The sequence below is a fragment of the Burkholderia sp. AU16482 genome, from assembly GCF_002223285.1.
Taxonomy (GTDB): domain Bacteria; phylum Pseudomonadota; class Gammaproteobacteria; order Burkholderiales; family Burkholderiaceae; genus Burkholderia; species Burkholderia semiarida.
Genome location: NZ_NKEY01000017.1, coordinates 1 through 1,079, shown reverse-complemented (window position 1 = coordinate 1,079; position 1,079 = coordinate 1). Strand labels below are relative to the sequence as shown.

1 protein-coding gene is annotated in these 1,079 nt (G+C 67.9%); it reads right to left on the bottom strand.

The genetic code is table 11. The features are described from left to right. The coding region (locus CFB35_RS33885) for an efflux RND transporter periplasmic adaptor subunit (RefSeq protein WP_256940268.1) at positions 1–1,079 on the bottom strand (1,079 nt) is incomplete at both ends.

Below are 1,079 nucleotides of genomic sequence, written 5' to 3'. Positions count from 1 at the left end.
GTCGCGCCCGGGCGCACCTTGTCGACGCCCTGCACGATCACGTGATCGCCCGCCTGCAGACCGCCTTCCACGATCCAGTTCTGGCCTTGCATGCCGGTCGTCTTCAGCGGACGCGGCTCGACCTTGTTGCTGGCGTTCACGACCATCGCGATCGCCTGCCCCTTCTGGTCGTGCGTGACGCCGATCTGCGGCACCAGGAACGCGTTCTCGTTCACGCCTTCCTCGATCCGTGCGCGCACGAACATCCCCGGCAGCAGCACGCGGCCCGGGTTCGGGAACACCGCGCGGATCGTCACCGAGCCGGTGGTCTGGTCGACCGTCACGTCCGAGAACTGCAGCTTGCCCGGCTCCGAGTAGGTCTTGCCGTCTTCCAGGATCAGCGACACCTTCGCCGCGCCCGGGCCGCTCGTCTTCAGACGGCCGCTCTGCACGTCCTGGCGCAGCTTCAGCCCTTCGAGGCTCGACTGCGTGAGGTCGACGTACACTGGATCGAGCTGCTGCACCGTCGACATCAGCGTCGCCTGGCTCGCCTGCACGTAGGCGCCCGGCGTGACCTGCGAGATGCCGACGCGGCCGCTGATCGGCGACATGACATCCGTATAGCCGAGGTTGATCTGCGCGGTGTCGACCGCCGCCTTGCCGGCCGCGACGTCCGCCGCGGCCTGGCCTTGCGTGGCCACCGCGTTGTCGTAGTCCTGCTTGCTGACCGCGTTCGCGGCGACCAGCACCTTGTAGCGCGCGACCAGCGCGTTCTGCGTGACGAGGTTCGCCTGCGCCTTCGCGAGCGTCGCCTTCGCGCTGTTCAGCGCCGCGATGTACGGCGCCGGATCGATCTTGTAGAGGCGCTGACCGGCCTTGACGTCGGTGCCTTCGGTGAATTCACGGCGCAGCACGATGCCGTCGACCCGTGCACGCACTTGCGCGACGAGGAATGCGCTGGTGCGGCCCGGCAGGTCGGTGAAGACCGGTACGGCTTGCGGCTGGACGGTGACGACGCCGACTTCCGGCGTTTGCGGCGGCGGTGCCGATTCTTTTTTTCCGCAGGCAGCCAGGAAAACCGCGGCTGCCGCGACAGTGAT